Here is a 22251-nt window from a genome sequence, read left to right as displayed (position 1 = left end):
ATGGCGCTCGATTCATCCGGCGAGGACGTCTCGCTCACGCTGGGCACGCTTGGTCTGCGCACCCGCGATCTCGCGCTCGGCGCCAGCGCCTTCTCGCGCGCGATGACCGGCGCGTTCACGGCGTCGGTGGTCGGCGGCAAGCAGTTCGATGACGTTCTCAAATCGCTGACACTGCGGCTGTCGGATCTCGCGGTGCGACTCGCGTTCAAGCCGCTGGAGACCGGCCTCGCAGGTGGATTGAGCAGCCTTCTCTCGGGATTGACCGGCGCGAAGTCGCCTTCAACGATTTCCCTCGCAGCGGCAAGCGGCGCGGTGAAGCCGTTCGCGAGTGGCGGCGTGATCGGCACGCCGACTTACTTCCCGCTGATGCAAGGCGGCGTCGGTCTCGCCGGCGAGGCCGGGCCGGAGGCGATCATGCCGCTGGCGCGCGGGCCCGACGGCAAGCTCGGCGTCGCCGGGCGCGGCGGCGGCAACAGCGTGACCATCCAGATCGCGACGCCGGATCTGGAAAGTTTCCGCCGCTCGGAAAACTACATCACCGGCCAGATCGCGCGCGCCGTCTCGCGCGGGCAGCGAAGTTTGTGAAAGCCACTCTTACAAAAACGTTTCGGTCGTGCCCCGGACGCAGTGCAGTGCGCAGCAGTGCACTGCTGAGCCGACGCCGTTCGAGGCTCTGAGCCTGTGATGGTCCCGGTTCTGCGAAGCAGCGTTACACGCTGCATCGCGCCCGGGACAAGCGCGGTGAGGACAAAACCAACAGGCCGAACCGGTCTCTAGTTCACGCGGTCGCGCAGCCCCTTGACGCCCTTGTGCTCGGCGCAGTGGTCGCAGCAATAGAACTTGCCGCTAGCCTCGAGCCCGTGACCGACGATGCGAATGCCGCAGTTTGCGCATGTCGGCGCCAGGGCATGGATCGCGCATTCGAAGCTGTCATAGGTGTGGGTCTTGCCGCCCGTCGTGACCTGAAATGCCTTGTCGTAGTCGTTTCCGCAGGTTTCGCACTGGGTCATGTCTGATCTCCCGTTGGTTGCCTCGACATCCGATCAGTCAATGGCTGCCGGGCGCATCGGTTCCCGGTCCACCTTCAAACAAACGCCGAGGTTGAACGATGCCCGCCGGTTTTCATGAGGTGCTGTTCCCGCTCGACATCGCGCTGAAAAGCGCGGGCGGGCCGGAGCGGCGCACCGACATTATTACGTTCGGTTCGGGACGCGAGGAACGCAATGCGCGCTGGGCGCATTCGCGCCGCCGCTTCGATGCCGGCTATGGTGTGAAAACGCTCGATGCATTGCAGGAGGTGGTCGCGTTCTTCGAGGAGCGGCGCGGGCAGCTCTATGGCTTCCGCTGGCGCGACCGGCTCGATCATTCGTCCGCGCCGCCGGCGTCGGCGATTTCGCCGCTGGACCAGGCGCTCGGCACGGGCGATGGCACGAAAACAGCGTTCCAGCTGCTGAAAACCTACGGCAGCACCTACGCGCCGTATACGCGCGCCGTGTCCAAGCCGGTGCCCGGCAGCGTGCGTGTCGCCGTCGCGGGCAGTGAAGTGCCGTCAGGCACGGCGTTCACCTGTGACACGGCGACTGGTGTGGTGACGTTCCTGCCGGGGCATGTTCCGGCATCGGGCGCGGCGGTGACGGCGGGCTTTCAGTTCGATGTGCCGGTGCGGTTCGATACGGATTATCTCGAGGTCGATCTGTCGGCCTTCGCTGCGGGTGCGATCCCGAAAATTCCGCTGGTGGAGATCCGGCCATGAGGGACATCCCAACCGCCTTGCAGGCGAAGCTGGATTCCGGCGTGACCACGTTGTGTCATTGCTGGAGGTTGACGCGGCGCGACGATGTCGTTCAGGGCTTCACCGATCATGACGACGATCTGCTTATTGAAGGCGTGACCTATCGCGCGGGGACTGGCTTCACCTCGTCGGAGGCCACCAGCCGCTTCGACCTGTCGGTGGACGGCGCGGAAATCGCGGGCGCGCTGTCGGACGATGCGCTTCTTGAAAGCGATCTGGCGGCGGGCCGCTACGATGCCGCACGCGTCGAGACCTGGCTGGTGGACTGGAGCGATGTGAGCTTGCGTGTGCTGACCGCGCGCTCCACCCTCGGCGAGGTGCGGCGTGAAGGGCAGGCGTTCAGCGCCGAGCTGCGCGGTCTGGCGGATTCCCTGTCGCAGGCGAACGGGCGGCTGTTCACCGCGCGATGCAGCGCCGATCTCGGCGACGTGCATTGCAAATTCGATCTCGCCGCGGCGGGACTGGAAGGCGAGGGCAGCGTGTCATCGATCGAGTCCACGTCCACACTTGTCGCCGCAGGGCTCGACGGATTTTCCGAAGGTGTTTTCACCGGCGGCAAGCTGACGTGGACGTCGGGAGAAAATGACGGGCTGGCGGTGGAGATCAAGGATCACCGGATCGTCGCGGGCCATGCGCGGCTGTCGTTGTGGCAGGCGATGCCCGAACCGATTGCGGACGGCGACGCGTTTGTCGTCACCGCCGGATGCGACAAGCGGCTGGCGACCTGCCGCGACCGCTTCGCCAACGTCGTCAACTTTCGCGGCTTTCCACAAATTCCCGGCAACGACTTTGTCATCGCCTCGCCGGACGCGGGCGCGGGCAATGACGGCGGCTCGACGGCCTAATCGGATCAGACTCAATGACCCCATCTCTCACCCGCGCCGCCATCGTCACCGAGGCCCGCGACTGGATCGGCACGCGCTATCGCCATCAGGGTTCGCTGAAGGGCATCGGCTGCGATTGTCTCGGTCTGGTGCGCGGGGTCTGGCGCAACTGCGTCGGCTCCGAGCCAGAGACGCCGCCGGCTTACGCGCCGGACTGGGCGGAGGCATCGGGCGCGGAGACGCTTGCTGAAGCTGCATTGCGGCATCTCGTGCCGGTGGCGCGTGAGGAGATCGGCGGCGGCGACGTGCTGCTGTTTCGCTGGCGCGACGGCTTTGTCGCCAAGCATGCGGCGATTGCCACATCCGAGGGCACGATGATCCACGCGCATGACGGCGCTGCGGTGTGCGAGGTCGCGCTGTCGGCGTGGTGGCGCAGGCGGCTCGCATTTGCGTTCCGGTTTCCGGGAGTGGCGGAAGATTGAGTTCCCGCTGTATCCCGGACGCGGTGCGGCACGTAGTGCCGATCCGCAGAGCCGGGACCGTTACATACGAGATTTTGCGGTCCCGGTTCTGCGAAGCAACGCTGCGCATTGCATCGCGCCCGGGACGCCAACACGAGACATCCAGATGGCAGCCCTTGTTCTTTCAGTGGCCGGTGGTGCTGCGGGCGCGGTGTTCGGGCCTGCGGGCGCGATCGCCGGCCGCATCGCCGGCGCGCTGGCCGGAAACATTCTCGACCGCTCGCTGTTCGCGGAAAATTCCAGCCGCAGTGTGCAGGGGCCGCGGCTCGCCGATCTCGACATTATGGCCTCGACCGAAGGCGCGCCGATCCCGCGTGTCTATGGACGCGCGCGTCTCTCGGGCCAGGTGATCTGGGCGACGCGGCTCGAGGAAGTGGTCTCGACGCGCACCGAGACGTCAGGCGGCGGCGGAGGAAAGGGCTTCGGTGACGGCGGCGGAGGCGGCGGCGCCGTCACCACCACGACGACCACATACTCTTATTATGCGAACTTCGCGGTCGGGCTGTGCGAAGGCGAGATCGGCCAGGTCGGCCGCATCTGGGCTGACGGCAAGCCGCTGGATGTGTCCGGACTCACCATGCGCGTTCATCGCGGCGGCGAGGATCAGGCGGCGGACGATCTGATCGTCGCCAAGGAGGGCGCGGCCAACGCGCCAGCCTATCGCGGCGTCGCCTATGTCGTGTTCGAGCGGCTGCCGCTGGCGGATTTCGGCAACCGGATTCCGCAATTGTCGTTCGAGATCGTGCGGCCCATCGGCCAGCTCGAACAGATGGCGCGCGCGGTGACGCTGATCCCCGGCACCACCGAATTCGGCTACGAGACATCCGCCGTGGTGCGCGTGCTCGGCCCCGGCCAGTCCGCGCCGGAAAACCGTCACGTCACCAGTGCCGCGTCGAATGTCATGGCGTCGCTCGACGATCTGCAGGCGACGTGTCCCAACCTCGAACGCGTCGCCATTGTCGTGGCCTGGTTCGGCAACGATCTGCGGGCGGGCAACTGCACCGTGCGCCCCGGCGTGGACAACGCCATCAAAGTGACGTCGGGCGGCACGTGGTCGGTCGCGGGCCTGAGCCGGGCAGGTGCTTACGTTGTCTCGTCCATCGACGGGCGTCCGGCCTATGGCGGCACTCCGTCGGACGACAGCCTGCGCCATCTGATCGCCGAGCTGAAAGCACGCGGGCTTAAAGTCACGCTCTATCCGTTCCTGATGATGGACATTGCGGCAGGGAACTCGCTGACCGATCCATGGACCGGCGTCGCGCCGCAGCCGGTCTATCCCTGGCGCGGCCGCATCACCTGTCATCCCGCCCCGGGAGTCAGCGGCTCGGTGGACGGCATCAGCACGGCGGCGTCGCAGGTGACGAATTTCTTTTCCGGCGGCGGGCCGGGCGGCTGGAACTATCGCCGCATGATTTTGCACTACGCCAGCCTCGCTGTGTCCTGCGGCGGCGTCGATGCATTTCTGATCGGCTCGGAGCTGAAGGCATTGACGCGCGTGCGCTCGTCGCCGGGCGTCTATCCTGCGGTGACTGCGCTGACGACACTGGCCTCGGATGTAAAGGCTGTCGTCGGCGCGGGCACCGTCGTGACCTATGGCGCGGACTGGACCGAGTACGGCTCGCATGTGGTGGGCGACGAGGTGCGCTTTCCGCTCGACCCGCTGTGGGCGTCCTCCGCCATCGATGTCGTCGGCATCGATTATTACGCGCCGCTGTCGGACTGGCGCGACGCCGCCGGGCAACTCGACGCGTCGATCACGTCGTCGATCCATGACCGCGATTATCTCAGCTCGAACCTCGACGGCGGCGAAGCCTATGACTGGTACTACGCCGATGATGCGGCACGCGCCGCGCAGACCCGCGCAAGCATCACCGATGGCCTCGGCAAGCCGTGGACCTATCGCCCCAAGGATCTGTGGAACTGGTGGGCCAACGCGCATGTGGAGCGCGTCGGCGGCGTCGAACTCGGCGGCGCGACCGCGTGGACGCCGCGCAGCAAGCCGATCTGGCTCACGGAAGTCGGCTGTCCCGCCGTGGACAAGGGCGCGAACCAGCCCAGCGTGTTTCCCGATGCTAAATCCGCCGAGGGCAATATTCCTTATTTCTCGAACGGGCAGCGCGACGACCTGATCCAGCGCCGCTACATCGAGACGATCATCGCCGCGTTCGATCCCGCGTTTGGTGGCGCATTGAATCCGGTGTCACCCGTCTATGGCGGGCGGATGATCGATGTGTCGGGACTGCATTTGTGGACTTGGGACGCGCGGCCGTATCCGGTGTTTCCGGCGGCTGCCGATGTCTGGAGCGACGCGCCGAACTGGCAGACCGGGCACTGGCTGACCGGACGGCTCGGCGCCGCGCCGCTTGATGCGCTGGTCGGGGCGATTCTCGACGACGCGGCTGTGACCGGCGCGCGCACAGATGAACTGCGCGAAAGCTGCGACGGCTATGTCATCGACCGGCCGATGTCGCCGCGCGCGGCGATCGATCCGTTGGCGATGGCTTACGCATTTGATGCGACGGTCGCGGGCGGCGAACTGACGTTCGTGCAGTGTGGCGCGCCACCGGTTGCGGAGATTACCGAAGACGAGCTTGTGGACCCTGCGAAGGGCGCGCTGGCGCGGCTGACGCGCGGACAGGAAACCGAACTGCCGCGCGAGGTTTCTTTTGGATTCACCGATGGCGCGGCGGACTATCGCCGTTCCGCCGTTACCTCGCGGCGTCTCACCGGCGGATCGAACCGCGCGCTGCATTCGGATTTCGCGGTGGTGACGGACGATGCCGCCGCCACGCGCCGCGCCGACATCTGGTTGCAGGATCTGTGGGCGGGACGCGAGAGCGTAGAGTTCTCGCTCGGCATGAGGGCTTTGACGTTGACGCCCGGCGATGTGGTCGGCGTGACCATCAACGCGCGGCGCAGGCTGTTCGAGATCGGTGAACTGGTCGATACGACCTCGCGACAGGTCAAGGCGCGCAGCATCGATCCCGAGGTTTTCTCGGTGCCACTGTTCGCGCCGCGCGTGAAGCCGCCGGTGATTCCGCCGGCTTTGGGTCCGGTGCAGGCGCTGGTGCTCGATCTTCCGGGCATCGATGCGTCCGAGCCGCCGGTGCTGACGCGGCTCGCGATCTTCGCCGATCCCTGGCCGGGGTCGATGACGGTGTGGCGCTCCACCGATGGCTTGAGTTTTGAGAAAGCCGCGACGGCGTTTGCACCCTCGATCATCGGCGAGACGCTCGATCCGCTGCCGGCGGGACCGACGAGCCGGTGGGATCGCGGTGGCAACATGCGCGTGCAGCTTTATGGCGGCGCGCTGGCGTCGGTCGCGGACGCGCGCGTGCTTGACGGCGCGAACGCGGCTGCGGTGCTCAACACCACGGGCGCGTGGGAAATTCTTCAGTTCGCCAACGCCGAACTGGTGGACGACAAGACCTACAGGCTTTCGCGGTTGCTACGCGGGCAGGCGGGCAGCGAGCAGGCCATCGCCGATCCGTTGCCCGCCGGCGCGCCGTTCGTGCTGCTCGACGATCATCTGCTCGCAATCGCGCGGGGCCTCGGCGCGCTCGACCGCGCCATCGATCTGCGCATTGTCGCGACAGGCCGCAGTCACGACGATCCGTCGGCGCTGTCGCTGACCGTGACGCCGCAGCCGACCGCGCTGATGCCGTTGTCGCCGGTGCATGTGAAGGCCGCGCGCACGGGTGACGGCATTCATGTGTCCTGGATTCGCAGGACGCGCCGCGACGGCGACAGCTGGGGCGTGGAAGTGCCGCTCGGCGAAGATACCGAGGCCTACGCGCTGGACATTCTCTCGGGCGCGTCGGTGGTGCGAAGCATTCCCTGCATCGCACCTGCGGCGTTCTACGCGAGCGCCGACGAACTCGCGGATTTCGGCGCGCCGCAAACAAGCCTCCATGGCCGCGTTGTGCAGATGTCAAGCACGGTCGGGCGCGGGCATCCGGCAGAATTCACTCTCACGATCTGAGCAATCATGACAAACACACCTCATCTCGGGATGCCCTTCATCGAAGGCAGCCAGGCGCAGAAACATATTACGCACAATGAAGCGTTGCGAATCTTGGATGCCGCGATCCAGATCGGAGTGCTCGATACCGATCAAACCCTGCCGCCGCCGACGCCAGCGGAGGGCGATCGCCATATCGTGGCGAGTGGTGCGACCGGCACGTGGGCCGGACAGGATGACGCGGTCGCCGTATACGAAGACGGGGCGTGGCGCTTTCTCACGCCGAAGCTTGGCTGGTGCGCGTGGTCCGACGCCGACAGCGCGTTGCTTGTCTATGACGGTGCAGCATGGACCGCGGCGGCGAGCGGCGGGATCGGCGCCGTGTCCGGCAGCGTCGCGCAACTCGGCATCAACGACACCGCGAGCGATCCGAACCTGCTGACGGTGAAATCCAACGCGGCGCTCTTCAACGCCGTCGGCGTGGCCGATGGCGGCTCCGGCGACATGCGCGTGCAGATCTCGAAGGAGGGAAGCGCTAATACCGCGTCGGTGGTGTTCTCCGATGCGTTCTCCGGCCGCGCAGAATTCGGCCTCGTGGAATCGGATACGTTCAAGCTCAAGGTCTCGAACGACGGATCGACATTCGTCGAGGCGATCACGTTCAACCAGAGCACCGGCAACGCCTCACTCCAGCGCGGGCTTGCGCTGACCGGCGTGATCTCGCCGTCGCAGATCACGTCGGCGCAGAACGACTATGCGCCGACCGGCTTTGCTGCTGCCTCGACGCTCCGGCTGTCGAGCGATGCCAGCCGGAACGTCACCGGGCTTGCGGGCGGCGCGGACGGGCGAACGATCATCATTCACAACGTCGGCTCCCAGAACATCGTCCTGACCAACCAGGATTCGGCATCGGCGGCGGCCAATCGCTTCCTGCTGGGCAGCAATGTCACGCTCGCTGCGAATGCCTCGCTGTCGCTGCGCTACGACGGCACCACGCAGCGGTGGCGCGCGATCGCGTCGACGAGCAGCGGCGGAGGAAGTGCAGCCGGGATGACCGACACCGAGCGGCAGAACTCGGTGCTCGGTCTGATCTACCAGTCGAAGTCGCTCGGCGATATCCGGCGGCTGGTGAACCTGTTTGCAACAGGGTTCAAGGCCTCGACCGATACGCTGCGCGGGATCGTCGCAGGATCGTCGAGCAACTACGACGCCACGAATGCAGCCGCGAGCGGATATGTTCTTCCGACGGCAACCGTCAGCGGCACGACGGTCACGATCAATTCCGCCGATACCACGGTGGCCGGTCAGACATATACCTTTGTCGATCGCACCACAGCGCTTGTGAACAGTGTGACGGTTTCCCGCATCGGCTGGTATTCGACGGTTGCGCGCAGCGTGACCGCCAAGATTGTAAAGCGAAATTCCGCGAACAATTACGATGTGGTCGTTTCCCAGACGTTCTCACATACCGGTTCTGGCTGGGAGGATTTTGCGCTCACTTCGTCTTATGCCGTGCCCGGCAGCGGATCGTATTATCTTGCGGGTTACGTTGGCGCCGGTGGATCGAATCCGAACGTCAAGAACACGTCGGGCGGGCGCGCCTATGTCGCGGCCGATTTGACCGGAACGGGGCAGGCCACGGCGGGCGAAGACACCGGCAGCACCTATCCGATGCGTTACACGCACACGGCGACCAGCGCCCCCGCCGACATGACACTGGTGACGACGGCGCAGACGGCGGATTCATCCGTGAGCACCGGCAGGGTTCTGATCGAATACGATAATACGGCAGCGCCTGCGCTCAACACCGATCTGACGGTGGAAATTTCCGCGAACGGCGGAACGAACTGGGCAAGCGCAACGCTGTCCGCGGTCACGTCTTACAGCCAGGGCGGCCGCAAGGTCGCAGAGACGGCGGACACGGCTCTTACGTCGGGTACATCGTTTCAGGCGCGGATCAAGACGCTGAACAGCAAGAGCGTGCCGATTTACGGCGTGGGGCTCACGGTGCATTAGCGAGCGAACTCAAGCGCGGATTTGTGCGGCTGGTTGTCCGACGTGTAACTCGTGCGGGCGCGGTATCAAGGCGGCGCCCAGCAGGAACCAGAAAGTTCTCTGGTAGAGCAATTCGTGAGAGAGCGACATGACAGCAAGCGCAACGATAATCAGAACCGTAAAATTGCCTGCCATATCGTTGGAACGAAATCGCGGCAGCTCGACGCCGACGATGCGCGCAATCGGGGCAAAGAAGACAAGTAGTCCGACCAGGCCGAACTCACCAAGGAGCCAAAGAGGTGTGGAGTGGATGACCAAAGCATTTGTTTTCCACTGATGGATGTAGACACCGAGCCCGCCTCCGAACAACGGATTTTCGGTAAACATTTTGACCGCGCCCGTCGCATTCGTCAGATGCTCAGTGGTGGAAGAATCCACACGCCAGACAGCAAGCTTATCGACGGCTTGCAAACCGCCCCCGGTGTAAAGTCCGGTCGAGTAACCTGAAACAAGCAGAAGTGAGATCGTCGCGAGCGCCGCGATGCACAGAGCGAGTGCAACTGGGACAACGACGCCTCTGATATAGATGGAGGCTATCAGGATGACGGCTATGCCGGCAATCAAGCCGGCCCTTGAAAGCGCCAGCCACAGTCCAGTGAACGCGATGGCTATGAATAGCGTTCGCCGCCCTGGCAGCGCCAAGGCCGCGCACAGAACCATGATGCATTGAAATGCGAAAGCATTTGAGTTTTGCGTAAAACCGACCGTCAGACTGGTTTTGATGATGCCAAAAATCTGAAGAAGGTTCGAGCCGTACTGGAAGACAATAACCGCGCAACCGGCAACGACAAAAGTTCTCAATATCTTCTCAAGGCCGATGTTGGCTGACATCGCTCCGGTGAGCGCGGTCGCCATGAGAACGAACCATCCAAGATACTTGTTTGCCAGGGCCCATTCGGTCCAGCCGATCGAGTGAGCGCCGATCAGGAGCGCCAGGGTCATCGCGAGAGTGCAGGCAATGAAATGCAGATTCATTCCGGAAATCCGCCATTGCGGAAATCGCCCCTGAGACATCGCAAACAAGGAAATCAATCCGCCGAGAATCAATATCGGGTCGGCAAGATTGACATTGATCAGAGTCGATTGGGTGGGAAGGTTGACTTGAAAGAAAATCAGGACGGCTGCGACGACGGGAATGATCTGCGGCAGCAGGAGATCGCGCGCCGTCAATCGATCGGCGTGTGGTGACGCTGCGGGAGCCTCGATTTTGTTGACCCGGCCAACCGTCGATACCGCAGTCAAAAAGAACGCGGCCAAGATCGATATTGTTCCGATGAGCAAGGCAACGAGCAGTGCGCCTTCTTTGGGAACGCCGATTGCGCTTAAGGCTGCGACGGCGCTCAACTCGCGGACGCCCCAACCGGCGAAGCTGATCGGAATGCTAGCGGCGAACATGACGAGAGTGGCGGCGGCGGCCAGATCAAGCAGCGGAATCTGCGGAGCTATCGCGTGGGCGGCGGTTACATACGCGCCCATCATCGGAAGCTGAACGAGAACTGAAACCGCGAGGGATCGCAGCAGCTTTTTGACGTCGCTGAATGTTATTGCGCGCCATGCGGTCAAAAGCGCACCGCGCCACATATAGCCTGAGACGAGGAGAACGAATGACATCCCCACGATCAGGCGGATCGGACTGAGGTTCACCTGCAGCGTTAGTCCGCTGAAAATGTAAATCGCTCCCGACACGGCGAGAGCGGCAGAAATCAAAGCCGCTCCAACCCGCTCTGTTCCGGTAATCAGCACCGTTCCGGTCATCGAGATATTGTGACGAGCGAGGTATGCGCCGCGCGCCATCAGCTGGCCGATCAACTGGAAAAAGAGGAATCCTCCGACCTGGCCAACGCTGACCGTCGCGACGCTTTGGGAAAAAGTCAGAGGATAACCGAAGTCGGCGGCGATCAGCTTCAGTCTGAATGCTGCAACCAGAAACGCGGTCAAGATCGCGCACACGATCAACACGAGGCCATGCGCACTAAATCGCGCGATCGAATCCGTAAAATTGGCGAATGTGGTGTTGTAAACAGCCGTTATCGTTGCGGCCAAGAGAAGGACAGCGGTTACAAGAAGTTTTCCTCTGCGGCCCTGAGCTTTCTCGGGGGCTCCTGTATCCGTCATCGCTTTCTTTCTGATTAGTTACTGAAGGCTTAGGCAGATTCCCGCACTGATGCCAAGCCTCTCGTTCGGCCGGAGCCCGCAGCAATCGCTGGGAAGATTTTCGCGAACAGCTCGTGCGGGCGCGGGCCGGCCAGAAACAAAATTTTGGAGGTAGCATGGTGCCGGGCGACTTCACGTTCCCGAAGGGCGTGTGAATGCGATCAAGGCTGCCGGGGAAACGGCCAACCTGCTAAAAAGAGGCTCCTACAGCGCGGATTACAAATTTCCAGCGATCATCAACGCCAGCCGCGGGCAGGCGACGGGGAAGGCGCTATGGGCGCCGTACCACAAGGTTGACGAACCCGAGCCTCGCTTCGTGCGGGGCTTTTTCTTTGCCCGTCGCGGGCCGCTGTCCCACGGAGAAATCAAAATGACGCTCGCTTCATTGCGTGATCGCCTCGCTGTGCCTTTGGAATGGATTGCAAGGCAGATCGCGGCGCGGCCCTGGATCACATTGAAGGCTGTGCTTGTCGTGTGGCTCGTCTCGCTCATCGTCGTCGCGTGGGCGTTTTGAGATGGCGGCGGCGTCCTACGATCAGGCGCTGACGCGGCTGCTCCGCGATGAGGGCGGCTACACCGATCATCCCTCGGATCCTGGCGGGCCGACCAATTTCGGCATCACGCTGGCCGACGCGCGGCGTTACTGGAAGGTCAACGCCACCGCCGACGACGTGCGCGCGCTGCCGCAAAGCGTCGCGCGCAAAATCTATCGCGAGCGCTACTGGAACGCGATGCGTTGCGACGAGCTTCCCACAGGTGTCGATTACGCGGTGTTCGATTACGGCGTGAATTCCGGCACCGGCCGCGCGGGCAAGGTGCTGCGGCGCATGCTCACGATGTCCGACAATACGAGTGCGATCACCGACGATGTGGTCGCTGCCGCCGCGCGGCGTCACGCGGGCGATCTCGTCATTGCGATCTGCGCGGAGCGTCTCGCGTTCCTGAAATCGCTGAAAACATTTCCGGTGTTCGGGCGCGGCTGGACCGCGCGCGTGGGCGGCGTGCGCACAGCGGCGTTGGCGATGGCACAGAGCCGTCCGCCTGCGCCCGTCGCGAGCACGCCGTCGGAAGGCAAGGCCGTTGTGCCCGCGACAATTCCGGCGGGGCAGGCGTCCGCGGGCGCGGTCATCGCCGCTGGCGCGGCGGCTGCGGTGGCGACGTCGCGGCTTGAGGTGGCGGCGGCAGTCGCCGCGGCAGCCGGGCTCACAGCGCTCGCAATCTTTCTCATCTGGCGCTGGCGCCGGCGCGTGAATCAGGAAGCGGCGGTGCCGCCTTTGGCTGAAAGGACATCCCATGAATTGGGCTGATGTGGCGCGACAGGTGATCGGGCTCGGCGCGCCGATTCTCGGCACGGCGCTGGGCGGCCCGCTCGGCGCTGCCGCAGGACGAATTCTCGCGGATGTCGTCGGCGCAACCGATGCCACGCCGGAGGCGGTGGGCAAGGCGCTGTCGGCCGGCGGCGCGGACCGGATCGCGCAGGCCGAATCCACATGGGCCGAGGCTGTTCGCGCTGAGGCCGAAGCGGCGCGCGGCTCCATTGCGGAAACCCAGGCGACGATTCGCGCGGAACTCACCGGCGAGGATGCGCTGCAGCGCTGGTGGCGTCCGCTTTATGCATTGGAATTGACCGTGGAATGCGCGGCCTTGTGGGGTGTTCTTGTTCATGAGTTCTGGACTGGCGACATGGCGGCGATCAACGCGCTGGTCGGCGCGACGGGCCTTCTCGTGAGCTATTGGGGCTTCCGATTCGGCGTGTTAGGCGTCTACATGAGCGGCCGCACCCGCGAAAAGGTCTGCGCAGCTACCGGCCAGGATGCTCCCGGCGTGTTCGACAAACTGGCCAGGGCGGTGACCGGCAAAACAGCGACCGTGACGAAAAAGTAATCTTGGAAGTTGTCCTGGGGGCGCCGCCGTTCATCCATCATTCACCGCCGCGCCGTTCATGATAGCGTTAGTGGAATGTCAGATTTGCGGAGACCGCCTTGCGCCTTCTTGTCGTTGAAGACGACCCGGATTTGAACCGTCAGCTCACGACAGCCCTGTCGGACGCGGGCTATGTCGTGGACCGTGCCTTCGATGGCGAGGAGGGGCATTTCCTCGGCGATAGCGAGCCCTATGACGCGGTGGTGCTCGATATCGGCCTTCCCAAGATGGACGGCATTTCGGTGCTGGAGGCGTGGCGGCGCAACAAGCGCACCATGCCGGTTCTGATCCTCACCGCGCGCGACCGCTGGAGCGACAAGGTGCAGGGCTTCGACGCCGGCGCCGACGACTATGTCGCCAAGCCGTTTCATCTCGAAGAAGTTCTCGCTCGGATTCGCGCGCTGCTGCGCCGAACTGCCGGACATGCGCAGTCCGAGCTGACCTGCGGGCCGGTGATGCTCGATACCCGCACCAACCGCGTCAGCGTCAACGGCAATCCCATCAAGATGACGTCGCACGAGTATCGGCTGCTGGCCTATCTCATGCATCATTCCGGCCGCGTGGTCTCGCGCACCGAACTGGTCGAGCATCTTTACGATCAGGACTTCGACCGCGACAGCAACACGATCGAGGTTTTCGTCGGCCGGATCCGCAAGAAGCTTGAGGTCGACATCATCCAGACCGTGCGCGGCCTCGGCTACTTGCTGACGCCGCCGGTGGCTGATGCGAAGTCTCCCGCAACCGATGCGCGCTAGGGGATAATCGGTTAACGTGGGCGTGAAACCACGGCTCCTCGCAATGACGCGTGTGCAGAGGCGCGACAGGCACGGGAAGACCTTTTGAACCGCACGAACTCACTCGCGACACGGCTTTTCCTGTCCGCGACGGCGTGGGTGGTGTTGATTCTGCTCATCACCGGCTTCGTGCTGTCCTCGGTCTACAAGCGCTCCACCGAGCGCGCCTTCGATCGCAGGCTGAATTTCTATCTGCGCACCCTGATCGCCGAAGCCGCGCAGCCCGACGATCCGAACGACAAGGGCGATAAATCCGACAAGTCGGTGCAGTCGCTCGGCGAGCCGCTGTTCGAACTGCCGCTGTCGGGCTGGTACTGGCGGATGGAGCGCATCGACGGCGACAAGCCCGAGGTGCGCGCGTCGCGGTCGCTGTGGGACGTCAAGCTGCCCAGGCTCGAGGATATGGGTATCGATCTCGATCCCTCCGGCGTTCGTCTTGCCTATGTCAACGGGCCGGAAAACCAGTATCTGCGCATGGTCGAGCGGCCGGTCGATCTCGGGGTCGATGGAAAATTCCTTGCTTCAGTGGCGGGCGACGCCACCGAGATCGAGGAAGAAACCTGGACCTTCAACACCTATCTCGGGGTGACGTTCGCGGCGCTGACCGCCGGCCTGCTGCTCACCACGCTGTTTCAGGTGCGCTTCGGTCTTGCGCCGCTCAAGCGCATTTCCAATTCGCTTTCCGCCATCCGTTCCGGCAATGCCGAGCGGCTGGAGGGTAAATTCCCGCTGGAGATCGCGCCGCTTGCGCGCGAAACCAACGCGCTGCTCGACGCCAATCGCGCCATCGTCGAGCGCTCGCGCATGCATGTCGGCAATCTGGCCCATGCGATCAAGACCCCGCTCTCCGTCATCGTCAACGAGGCTGCCGCCAACAGGGACGATCCGTTCGCGGCGAAGGTTCTGGAGCAGGCCGGCATCATGCGCGATCAGGTCGCGCATCATCTGGAGCGCGCGCGGATCGCCGCGCGGGTGCAGACGATCGGCACCGTGACCGAGGTCGCGCCAGTTCTCGAGGCGCTGGCCCGCACCATGGAAAAGATTCACCGCGGCCGCGACATTCTCATCGACGTCGAGGCGGCGGGTGGCGTGAAGTTCCGCGGCGAGAAGCAGGATCTCGAGGAGATGACCGGCAACCTTGTCGATAATGCCTGCAAGTGGTCCGAGCAGCGGGTGTTCATCGAGGTGTTGCTGGAACTGACGCCGGGCGGGGCGCTCGACCCGACGCTGCGGATCATCGTCGATGACGACGGGCCGGGACTGTCGCCCGCCGAACGAAGTCAGGTCGCCCGCCGCGGCCAGCGGCTGGACGAGACCAAACCCGGTTCGGGCCTCGGCCTGTCCATCGTGACCGACCTCGCAGCCCTTTATGGCGGCAGCCTTACGCTGGGAACGGCCCCGATCGGGGGCCTCCGGGCCGAACTGACCCTGCCGGGGGTGTGAAGGTTTCGCCCGCTAGGCGTACAAAGGTTGCACTATTGCATCACCATCCTCCATACTGGGGTTCCATTTGCTAACGTTCATCATATTTAAGGGGTGGTGGTTGACAAATAAGTCAACAGAAGATCATCTTTCGGAGCTTCATAAGGTCCGTAGTCTTGTCCATCACTCTCCTGATTTGTGGCCTGACCGATCTTGTAACCGGCGCCTTTGGCTCCATCCGAAAGTCCATGCATGGGCTAATGCGCCAGACGAAGGTGTTGAGTATGGCGCACGCGTTCGCGCCGTATTTCGTTCTTTTGTGGGAGGAGCCGACTTTGATGATGACGCTATGTTCAAGCCGATCACTAAAGGTCCGGACGGCAAACTCGGAATATGGGAAATCAAGATCATTTATTTTCCCCAAGCGCGTGTCTTGGGAGGTTTCCTTAGGAAAGGCGAATTTGTTGCGCTTTCTTATGGAATTCGCAGCCAGTTGGCCGCGTACGGTTTCCAACCAATAATCGATCTCGTTCGCCAGCGGTGGGAAGTCCTCTTTCCTGATCGCAAAATGTTGAAAGCGCCTCGCGTAGAGTTGTTGGGAGATTTCGATGGCGGGATTTGAACTGAAGAAACTGTCTGAGGTTGAGCAGGCAGATTATAAGGCCGATGGGCGTATGCGAGCTTATTTAGCGCTCAAATCGGCATTCAAAAAACGCGCGAAGGAAAACGGTGTAACAATAAAATCGTTGGCCGACGCATTGGGACGAGACAAAGGTCAAATTTCCAGAGTTTTATCCGCACGCTCGGGAATAACCTTAGATACCATTGTTCTTCTGACATCTGCGCTCGGTTTTCGCTTGGCTTTTCTTCCTGAGGCAATTGAAGAGATGCGACCTCATAATTGGACGGCGGAGCCAACTGCAAATTCATCCACCTCGTCAGCCAGAAATATTGTCGGAAGTTTTCTCCTGACCGGAAATCGGTTGCCCAAAACTTCCAACGTGATTTCAACGGTTATCGGCCAGGCAACTAAATGATTGAGCTTCCAGATATCCGTTTTGTTTTGATGTCAGATTTCGCGACGCTGGATCAGTCGGGAAAATTTGTAATCGGAGGAATGTATACTGAGGACATGATTGTACCCCAACTGCCCACCGTGATTCCAATTTTGGTTTTCACTGTGTTCGCTCGGAGCCCATCGAATGAGATCGATTTGACAATGAGGATTCGTGCCCCAAGCGGTGCAACGGTTATAGGCGGTGATGTCGTGTTGTCTCCGTCGCCTCCTCAAGAAGGTACTGAGGGGCGATCGATTATGGGATTTCAATTTAATAGCCTTAAACTCTCTGAAGCCGGTCGATATAGGATGACGCTGTCGTTGCGTTCCGATCCAGAGAATGAAATGGAAATCCATGATTTTCGAGTAGCTATTGGTCCGATACCGGAACATCTGATTGCAGAGAATTTGAGCTTATCAGCATCCAAAAGCGCTTAATATTCCGGCTTCGGACAGCTTTTGGCGAATTCAGGTTCTTGTTCCTCAACCCCAAATTAACGACGTTCCGGCTATGACACCCGGTGGACCCCGTCTGTCGGGCTCCGGCCAGTGAGCGTTTGGGCGTATGAGCCAATCGTCGATCGAGCGGTTGAGGGACTATCTCGGGCAATTGCCGCCGAAGGCGCAGGCCCTGCTGATGCGCGAGTTCGAGCGCGCCATCGAGCGCGGCGAGGACGTAACCGTCGCGAATTTCGTGCTTGAGCAGTTGCGCATGATCGTCCGCGCGCCGAGCGAGGACATAACCCCGCGCAGCGAAGACCCGATGCGGCAGGTATTTCGGCCGCTCGAGCCGTTTCTGGTAGAAAACGTTCCTCATGTCCGTCCCGGCCAGATCAGGCGGTCGTCGCTCGGCCCGGTCTGGCTCTGGCTCGGCCGCGAAGGCTGCCCCGAAGCCGTCGCCGCCTTCGCTGCGGCGCTCGCGCATCCGCACGACACGGCAGGCGCTCCCGACCTCAACGCCGCCGTGCGGACCCTCCAGCTTGCCGCCTCGGAAGCGATTGCCGCCGTCAGCGGCGGCGACCGGCAGCGCACGCTCGGCCGGCTCGGTGCGACGAGCGTGATCGAGGACATCGCGCCGATGGGCGCCGTGCTGGGCGCCCGCGACTCACTGGACAAGCTCAATCACAAGCTGCCCGGCAATATCCGCGTGTTCGCCGAATCCCACATCAGGTCGGCGATGGCGGCGCTCAACATGCCATCGCTGCAAACGCCGCAGGTTTTGCCGTTCGCCGTGTCGCTGCTGATGCAGCGGCTCGCGGCGCCCTGGCAGATCGTCCGTCTCGGCATCATGGTGGCCGGATCCGACGACGAGATCCGCGTTGCCGGCACGCCGTTCGGCGTCACCGTGACGATGGCGATGCACGATCTTTCGCGCACGGCCTCCGACCTGCGCAACGACATCAAGCGCGGCCAGTTCAAGGACACTTCCAACCATCTCAAGACGCTGCACGACGGCATGCGCGGCCTGCGCACCGAACTCGACATCCGCTCGGACTCGGCGTGGGGCAAGCAACTGGCCTCGATCCGCTCCGAGATTTCCAATGCGCTGCAATCGGAAATCGACAGCGTGCCGGGCCGGGTGCGGCGGCTGCTGCGGCAGGGGCCGGACAAGGACGTGACCTCCGCCAACCGGATCGATCCGGTGGACATCGAGGAGACGGCCGCGCTGATCGATTTCGTCGCGGTCTGCCGTTCCTATGCCAGCGAACTCGCGATCAACGAAGTGTCGCTGCGCGCCTACACCGAATTGCAGCACTACGTCGAGAAGGCCACCGAGACGCTGGTGGAATCGCTCCGCACCCATGACCAGAAGGTCCGCGCCTTCCGTTTGATGCAGATGCAGGCCGCGATCCGGTTCTGCGAAGTCCTGTTCGGACCGGACTACGCGTCGCTGATGAGCAAGGCCGCCGAAATGGCGCGCCCCGCCGAGCGCAAGGCACCCGAGGCGACGCGCGCCACCGACCGCAAGCCCTCGCGCGCGAGTTGATCCTAGCCTCGCGCCTTAGTCCTTCCCCATATTCTTTCGTGCTGAAATGCCGCAAGGCGGCCCGGAATCCCGTTGAATCCGTGACGGAAATGTCAATTGCACGGTTCCGCCAGCCGTGGTGTAACCCGGCACGAAAGGGCCGCTTGTAACGGCTCTATTCTCGCCGGGAACCCGTTGAAATGACGCTTTGGTTCGTGTTCGCGCTGATGACTGCCGCCGCGGCTTTTGCCGTGCTGTGGCCGCTCGGGCGCGGCACGTCGCCGGCGCGCGAGGGCAGCGAGGCGGTGGTCTACAAGGATCAACTCGCCGAGGTGCAGCGCGACGCCGCCGCAGGCATGATCGGCGTCAGCGAAGCCGAAGCCGCGCGCGTCGAAATCAGCCGCCGGCTGCTCGCGGCGTCCGACGCCGAGACAAATGCAACGTCGTCGTCGAGCACGACGTTTCGCCGCGTCGTCGCCGTGGTCGCACTGGTCGGCCTGCCGCTGCTCGCCGCCGGGATGTACGCGCAGTTCGGCTCACCCTCGCTCGGCGACTTTCCGCTCGCGGAGCGCGCCCAGGCGCCGGCCGCATCCACGCCGATGGACAAGCTGGTCGCGCAGGTCGAAACCCATCTCGAAAAGAATCCGACCGACGGACGCGGCTGGGAAGTGCTCGCGCCCGTACTGGTGAAGCTCGGCCGCTTCGACGATGCCGCACGAGCCTGGCGCAATTCCATTACCTATAACGGCGACAGCGCGGCACGCCGCGCCGATCTCGGCGAGGCGATGGCGGCCGCCAGCGGCGGCGTCGTCACCGCGGAGGCAAAGACTGAATTCGAGCGCGCCATCGCGCTCGATCCGAACGAAGTGAAGGCGCGCTATTTTGTCGGCCTTGCCGCCGAACAGGACGGCCGCAAGGACGACGCCGCGAAGATCTGGCGCGCGATGCTGGTCTCGGCGCCGGCCGATGCGCCGTGGCGTCCGCTGGTGCAGGACGCGCTGACGCGCATCGGCGTTGCGGCTCCCAAGCTGTCCGATGAGGATGTCGCCGCCGCCAAGAGCATGACCGAGGGCGACCGCAACAGCATGATCCGCGGCATGGTGGATCGCCTCGCCACGCGGCTGAAGGATAACGGTGACGATGTCGAGGGCTGGTTGCGGCTGGTGCGCGCCTATATGGTTCTCGGCGAGCGCGACAAGGCGCAGGCGGCGCGCGGCGAGGCGCGGCAGGCGGTCGGCGGCGACGCCGCGCGGCTGCAGCAGTTGAACGACGGTCTCAAGAGTCTCGGATTAGACGGGTAAATTAATGACGCGCAAGCAGCGGCGATTGACGTTGATCGGTGGAGCGCTCGCGGTGCTCGCGATCGCGGCTGCGCTGGTGCTGAACGCGCTGCGCGACTCCATCGTGTTCTTCTCGACGCCGTCCATGGCCGCTGAAAAGCAAATCCAGCCCGGCAAGCGGTTCCGGCTCGGCGGTCTGGTGCGCGAGGGATCGCTGGTGCGCGGCGACCAGCTTAAAGTGAAGTTTGAAGTGACCGACGGAAATGCAACCCTGCCGGTGACTTATCAAGGGATTTTGCCGGATCTGTTCCGCGAGGGGCAGGGCATCATTTCCGAGGGCGCGCTCGACGCCAGCGGCGTGTTCAAGGCCGACACGGTTCTGGCCAAGCACGACGAGACCTACATGCCGAAAGCCGTCGCGGACGAACTGAAAAAGACCGGCCACTGGAAGGACGATTACGACAAGAAACCGTCCGGCGCGTCAAGCGTGCAGGGGAACGCGAAATGATCGCGGAAGCCGGACATTATGCACTGGTGCTGGCGCTCGCGTTGGCACTGATCCAGTCGGTGGTGCCGGTGATCGGTGCGCGGCTGCACGATCCGGCGCTGATGAACGTCGCGCGCTCCACCGCGCTGACGCAGTTCATGTTCACCGCGCTGTCGTTCGCAGCGCTGACCTGGCTGCACGTCACGTCGGATTTCTCGGTGCTGAACGTCTACGAGAATTCCCATTCGCTGAAGCCGCTGCTCTATAAGATCACCGGCGTATGGGGCAACCACGAAGGCTCCATGCTGCTGTGGGTGCTGATCCTCGCGCTGTTCGGTGCGCTGGTGGCGGCCTTCGGCAACAACCTGCCGCGCGCGCTACGCGCGCATGTCCTTGCGGTGCAGGGCTGGGTCGGATCGGCATTCTATCTTTTCATTCTTGCCACCTCGAATCCGTTCGCGCGCATCGCCAATCCGCCGATCGAGGGCCGCGACCTCAACCCGATCCTTCAGGACATCGGCCTCGCGATCCATCCGCCGATGCTCTATCTCGGCTATGTCGGCTTCTCGATCTCGTTCGCGTTCGCCGTCGCCGCGCTGATCGAAGGCCGCATCGATGCGGCGTGGGCGCGGTGGGTGCGCCCGTGGACGCTGATGGCGTGGATCTTTCTCACCCTGGGCATCGCGATGGGCTCTTACTGGGCCTATTACGAACTTGGCTGGGGCGGCTGGTGGTTCTGGGACCCGGTGGAGAATGCGTCGCTGATGCCGTGGCTCGCGGGCACCGCGCTGCTGCATTCCGCCGTGGTGATGGAGAAGCGCGAGGCGCTGAAGGTCTGGACCATCCTGCTTGCGATCCTGACGTTCTCGCTCTCGCTGCTCGGAACATTCCTTGTGCGTTCGGGCGTGCTCACGTCGGTGCATACGTTTGCCAGCGATCCATCGCGCGGCGTGTTCATCCTGATGATCCTGTGCCTGTTCATCGGCGGCAGCCTCGGCCTCTATGCGTGGCGGGCGTCGGCGCTGAAGCAGGGCGGGCTGTTCGCGCCGATCTCGCGCGAAGGCGCGCTGGTGCTGAACAACCTGCTGCTGACGACAGCCTGCGCCACGGTGCTGGTCGGCACGCTCTATCCGCTGGCGCTCGAGGTTCTCACCGGCGAGAAGATTTCGGTCGGCGCGCCGTTCTTCAATCTGACATTCGCGCCGTTGTTCCTGCCGCTGCTGCTCGCGGTGCCGTTCGGCACGCAACTGGCGTGGAAGCGCGGCGACATCGTGGGCGCGGCGCAGCGCCTGATGGCGGCGGGCATCGTGGCGCTGGTGACCATTGCCGTGCTGTGGGCGTGGACCCGCGGCGGCGGCGCGTTTGCGCCGTTGATAATCGGTATCGCGGCTTTTGTCGTGCTGGGCGCCATCACCGACATTACCGAGCGCACGCAACTGTTCCGCGCGCCGCTTGCCACATCGTTCAGCCGCGCACGCGGCCTGCCGCGCTCCACTTGGGGCTCGGCGTTCGCCCATGCGGGTCTCGGCGTGGCGCTGATCGGGATCGTCTGCGAGACCACCTGGAACAGCGAGAGCATCGCATCGATGCAGCCGAAGGACACGGTGACCGTCGGCGGTTATCAGGTGCGGCTCGACGACGTGACGCAGCAGCAGGGTCCGAATTTCCGCGAGGTGGTGTCGCATTTCACGGTGTCGCTGGACGGCAAGACCATTGGCGTCATGACGCCGTCGAAGCGAAATTTCTCCACGCGCGCGATGTCGACGACGGAAGCCGCATTGCTGACGCGCGGCTTCAGCCAGCTTTATATCTCGCTCGGCGATAGCAACGCCGATGGGTCGGTGGCGGCGCGCATCTATCACAAGCCGATGGTGCTGCTGATCTGGTTCGGCCCGCTGCTGATGGCGTTCGGCGGATTTCTCTCGCTGACCGACCGGCGGCTGCGCGTCGGTGCGCCGAAGCCCGCCAAGGCCGGCAAGACCGGCAAGACCGGCGCGTTGCAGGCGGCGGAGTAG

At 63.5% G+C, this 22251-nt stretch carries 20 protein-coding genes; 18 read left to right on the top strand and 2 right to left on the bottom strand.

The window, feature by feature from the left end:
* Entirely contained in the window at positions 1–585 is a 585-nt protein-coding gene (locus AC07UB_RS05675) for a phage tail tape measure protein (RefSeq protein ID WP_494651792.1), read from the top strand.
* 188 nt (positions 586–773) lie between these two features.
* Here the strand turns inward: AC07UB_RS05675 and AC07UB_RS05670 are convergent, their stop codons facing one another.
* Positions 774–1010: a metallothionein gene (locus AC07UB_RS05670; RefSeq protein ID WP_492792914.1), complete on the bottom strand. Its 237-nt coding sequence runs from the start codon at positions 1008–1010 to the stop codon at positions 774–776.
* Between the two features lie 98 nt (positions 1011–1108).
* On the opposite strand from AC07UB_RS05670, the gene AC07UB_RS05665 reads away from it, so the two are divergent.
* From AC07UB_RS05665 to AC07UB_RS05645, 5 genes are all read left to right on the top strand, one after another.
* Positions 1109–1753, top strand: a complete 645-nt coding sequence (locus AC07UB_RS05665) for a phage distal tail protein, Rcc01695 family (RefSeq protein ID WP_494651794.1) — start codon at positions 1109–1111, stop codon at positions 1751–1753.
* Positions 1750–2637, top strand: coding sequence for a phage/gene transfer agent baseplate hub protein (locus AC07UB_RS05660; protein ID WP_494651796.1), 888 nt, complete (start codon positions 1750–1752; stop codon positions 2635–2637). Before AC07UB_RS05665 ends, AC07UB_RS05660 begins: the two co-directional genes overlap by 4 nt.
* Before the next feature lie 14 nt (positions 2638–2651).
* Entirely contained in the window at positions 2652–3098 is a 447-nt protein-coding gene (locus AC07UB_RS05655) for an NlpC/P60 family protein (RefSeq protein ID WP_494651798.1), read from the top strand.
* A 145-nt stretch (positions 3099–3243) separates the two neighbouring features.
* A complete protein-coding gene (locus tag AC07UB_RS05650; protein ID WP_494651800.1) occupies positions 3244–7119 on the top strand; it encodes a baseplate multidomain protein megatron in 3876 nt (1291 codons plus the stop codon).
* A 6-nt stretch (positions 7120–7125) separates the two neighbouring features.
* On the top strand, positions 7126–9114 hold the full coding sequence (locus AC07UB_RS05645; protein WP_492792909.1) for a DUF2793 domain-containing protein: 1989 nt from the start codon (positions 7126–7128) through the stop codon (positions 9112–9114).
* Between the two features lie 9 nt (positions 9115–9123).
* Here the strand turns inward: AC07UB_RS05645 and AC07UB_RS05640 are convergent, their stop codons facing one another.
* Positions 9124–11268, bottom strand: coding sequence for a lysylphosphatidylglycerol synthase domain-containing protein (locus AC07UB_RS05640; protein WP_492792908.1), 2145 nt, complete (start codon positions 11266–11268; stop codon positions 9124–9126).
* A gap of 190 nt (positions 11269–11458) precedes the next feature.
* Between AC07UB_RS05640 and AC07UB_RS05635 the strand changes: the two genes are divergently transcribed.
* The 12 genes from AC07UB_RS05635 to AC07UB_RS05580 all read left to right on the top strand — a co-directional run bounded on the left by AC07UB_RS05635 (position 11459) and on the right by AC07UB_RS05580 (position 22251).
* The gene (locus AC07UB_RS05635) at positions 11459–11821 is read left to right on the top strand and encodes a hypothetical protein (RefSeq protein WP_492792907.1); all 363 of its coding nucleotides are present in this window, start codon (positions 11459–11461) and stop codon (positions 11819–11821) included.
* Between the two features lies 1 nt (position 11822).
* Complete coding sequence (locus AC07UB_RS05630) at positions 11823–12614, top strand: glycoside hydrolase family 108 protein (protein ID WP_492792906.1); 792 nt, start codon at positions 11823–11825, stop codon at positions 12612–12614.
* Positions 12601–13191, top strand: coding sequence for a 3TM-type holin (locus AC07UB_RS05625; protein ID WP_492792905.1), 591 nt, complete (start codon positions 12601–12603; stop codon positions 13189–13191). The genes AC07UB_RS05630 and AC07UB_RS05625 overlap by 14 nt, the downstream gene beginning before the upstream one ends.
* A gap of 98 nt (positions 13192–13289) precedes the next feature.
* The gene (locus AC07UB_RS05620) at positions 13290–13985 is read left to right on the top strand and encodes a response regulator transcription factor (RefSeq protein ID WP_492792904.1); all 696 of its coding nucleotides are present in this window, start codon (positions 13290–13292) and stop codon (positions 13983–13985) included.
* A gap of 84 nt (positions 13986–14069) precedes the next feature.
* Complete coding sequence (locus AC07UB_RS05615) at positions 14070–15467, top strand: sensor histidine kinase (RefSeq protein WP_492792903.1); 1398 nt, start codon at positions 14070–14072, stop codon at positions 15465–15467.
* Between the two features lie 100 nt (positions 15468–15567).
* Positions 15568–16068 (top strand): hypothetical protein, encoded by a 501-nt coding sequence (locus tag AC07UB_RS05610; RefSeq protein ID WP_492792902.1) that lies wholly within the window; start codon positions 15568–15570, stop codon positions 16066–16068.
* On the top strand, positions 16055–16483 hold the full coding sequence (locus AC07UB_RS05605) for a helix-turn-helix domain-containing protein (RefSeq protein ID WP_492792901.1): 429 nt from the start codon (positions 16055–16057) through the stop codon (positions 16481–16483). Before AC07UB_RS05610 ends, AC07UB_RS05605 begins: the two co-directional genes overlap by 14 nt.
* Positions 16480–16941, top strand: coding sequence for a DUF6941 family protein (locus AC07UB_RS05600; protein ID WP_492792900.1), 462 nt, complete (start codon positions 16480–16482; stop codon positions 16939–16941). Before AC07UB_RS05605 ends, AC07UB_RS05600 begins: the two co-directional genes overlap by 4 nt.
* A 127-nt stretch (positions 16942–17068) precedes the next feature.
* Complete coding sequence (locus AC07UB_RS05595) at positions 17069–18490, top strand: hypothetical protein (protein ID WP_492792899.1); 1422 nt, start codon at positions 17069–17071, stop codon at positions 18488–18490.
* Between the two features lie 179 nt (positions 18491–18669).
* Entirely contained in the window at positions 18670–19770 is a 1101-nt protein-coding gene (gene ccmI, locus AC07UB_RS05590) for a c-type cytochrome biogenesis protein CcmI (protein WP_492792898.1), read from the top strand.
* Positions 19771–19774: 4 nt separating this feature from the next.
* Positions 19775–20257: a cytochrome c maturation protein CcmE gene (gene ccmE, locus AC07UB_RS05585; RefSeq protein ID WP_492792897.1), complete on the top strand. Its 483-nt coding sequence runs from the start codon at positions 19775–19777 to the stop codon at positions 20255–20257.
* The gene (locus tag AC07UB_RS05580; RefSeq protein ID WP_492792896.1) at positions 20254–22251 is read left to right on the top strand and encodes a heme lyase CcmF/NrfE family subunit; all 1998 of its coding nucleotides are present in this window, start codon (positions 20254–20256) and stop codon (positions 22249–22251) included. Before ccmE ends, AC07UB_RS05580 begins: the two co-directional genes overlap by 4 nt.

It is taken from the genome of Afipia sp. GW821-FHT04G03 (genome assembly GCF_059419985.1).
Note: the sequence above shows the minus strand (reverse complement) of the source record. Positions and strands in the feature narration are given on the sequence as shown.

What these genes read in the sequence shown, in the direction of transcription:
- AC07UB_RS05675 (WP_494651792.1), top strand. Translation starts at nt 1, where the DNA reads ATGGCGCTCGATTCATCCGGCGAGGACGTCTCGCTCACGCTGGGCACG.
- AC07UB_RS05670 (WP_492792914.1), bottom strand. Translation starts at nt 1,010, where the DNA reads ATGACCCAGTGCGAAACCTGCGGAAACGACTACGACAAGGCATTTCAG.
- AC07UB_RS05665 (WP_494651794.1), top strand. Translation starts at nt 1,109, where the DNA reads ATGCCCGCCGGTTTTCATGAGGTGCTGTTCCCGCTCGACATCGCGCTG.
- AC07UB_RS05660 (WP_494651796.1), top strand. Translation starts at nt 1,750, where the DNA reads ATGAGGGACATCCCAACCGCCTTGCAGGCGAAGCTGGATTCCGGCGTG.
- AC07UB_RS05655 (WP_494651798.1), top strand. Translation starts at nt 2,652, where the DNA reads ATGACCCCATCTCTCACCCGCGCCGCCATCGTCACCGAGGCCCGCGAC.
- AC07UB_RS05650 (WP_494651800.1), top strand. Translation starts at nt 3,244, where the DNA reads ATGGCAGCCCTTGTTCTTTCAGTGGCCGGTGGTGCTGCGGGCGCGGTG.
- AC07UB_RS05645 (WP_492792909.1), top strand. Translation starts at nt 7,126, where the DNA reads ATGACAAACACACCTCATCTCGGGATGCCCTTCATCGAAGGCAGCCAG.
- AC07UB_RS05640 (WP_492792908.1), bottom strand. Translation starts at nt 11,268, where the DNA reads ATGACGGATACAGGAGCCCCCGAGAAAGCTCAGGGCCGCAGAGGAAAA.
- AC07UB_RS05630 (WP_492792906.1), top strand. Translation starts at nt 11,823, where the DNA reads ATGGCGGCGGCGTCCTACGATCAGGCGCTGACGCGGCTGCTCCGCGAT.
- AC07UB_RS05625 (WP_492792905.1), top strand. Translation starts at nt 12,601, where the DNA reads ATGAATTGGGCTGATGTGGCGCGACAGGTGATCGGGCTCGGCGCGCCG.
- AC07UB_RS05605 (WP_492792901.1), top strand. Translation starts at nt 16,055, where the DNA reads ATGGCGGGATTTGAACTGAAGAAACTGTCTGAGGTTGAGCAGGCAGAT.
- AC07UB_RS05600 (WP_492792900.1), top strand. Translation starts at nt 16,480, where the DNA reads ATGATTGAGCTTCCAGATATCCGTTTTGTTTTGATGTCAGATTTCGCG.
- AC07UB_RS05595 (WP_492792899.1), top strand. Translation starts at nt 17,069, where the DNA reads ATGAGCCAATCGTCGATCGAGCGGTTGAGGGACTATCTCGGGCAATTG.
- ccmI (WP_492792898.1), top strand. Translation starts at nt 18,670, where the DNA reads ATGACGCTTTGGTTCGTGTTCGCGCTGATGACTGCCGCCGCGGCTTTT.
- ccmE (WP_492792897.1), top strand. Translation starts at nt 19,775, where the DNA reads ATGACGCGCAAGCAGCGGCGATTGACGTTGATCGGTGGAGCGCTCGCG.
- AC07UB_RS05580 (WP_492792896.1), top strand. Translation starts at nt 20,254, where the DNA reads ATGATCGCGGAAGCCGGACATTATGCACTGGTGCTGGCGCTCGCGTTG.